Below are 461 nucleotides of genomic sequence, written 5' to 3' on the forward strand. Positions count from 1 at the left end.
CATCGAAAAGGTGCTGCTGGACAAAATTCCCGGCAATCTGTTTCATAACGGAGGTCGGCTCAAGATCAGTCCGGATCGGCATTTGTTCATTACCACAGGGGATGCGCAGACACCTGAACTGGCGCAGGATCTGTCCAGCCTCGCGGGAAAAATATTGCGGATCAATCTGGATGGCACAATCCCGGCGGACAATCCGTTTCCCAGCTCAGCTGTGTACAGTTGGGGGCATCGCAATTCACAGGGACTGGCGTGGAGCCCCGAAACCGGTTTTTTGTACAGCTCTGAGCATGGGCCTATCGCGCACGATGAAATCAACCTGATTGAGCCGGGAGCCAATTATGGTTGGCCAATTATTCAGGGTGATGAACGGGGGGAAGGAATGAAAACACCCCTGCTGCAAAGTGGAGAGGACACCTGGGCACCCTCCGGCATGTCCTTTGTGAGCCGAGGACCCTGGAAGG

General features: G+C 54.9%; 1 protein-coding gene. It reads left to right on the plus strand.

From position 1 onward, the window contains the following. A partial coding sequence (locus MXD62_RS10135) for a PQQ-dependent sugar dehydrogenase (protein ID WP_248829076.1) occupies positions 1 to 461 on the plus strand: 461 nt, incomplete at both ends.

It is taken from the genome of Frankia sp. Mgl5 (genome assembly GCF_023242985.1).
Lineage (GTDB): Bacteria > Actinomycetota > Actinomycetes > Frankiales > Frankiaceae > Parafrankia > Parafrankia soli.